1 protein-coding gene is annotated in these 389 nt (G+C 71.5%); it reads right to left on the reverse strand.

Annotated features, from left to right (window positions below):
• Positions 1-389 (reverse strand): hypothetical protein (locus NHG27_RS19005; protein ID WP_497017366.1); only part of this gene is annotated, 389 nt, incomplete at both ends.

A 389-nucleotide genomic window follows, 5' to 3' on the forward strand; every position in this document is an offset into this window, starting at 1 on the left:
CGACCTCCTTGACGAGGGTCAGCGTGGGCTGCTGGGCGGTGTTGAGGATCGTGCAGGTGACGTCGTCGCCCAGTGCGACGCTCACCGTCGAGCCGGTGAGGGCCCCGCCCGTGCAGGTCCACGCGCCGGCCGTGTACCCCGCTGGGCCCTCCTCCGAGAGCTCGTAGTCGCCGATCGCCACGGGGGCCGAGGTGACGACCTCGGTCCCCGACGCGCCGGAGACACCGGTCGTCGGACCCGTCGCGGTCAAGGTCCAGTCGGCAGGCTCGTACGTCCCGCCGGTCGTCCCGTTGTCGACCTCCTTGACGAGGGTCAGCGTGGGCTGCTGGGCGGTGTTGAGGATCGTGCAGGTGACGTCGTCGCCCAGTGCGACGCTCACCGTCGAGCCG

This window comes from Oerskovia sp. 140933 (assembly GCF_059651515.1).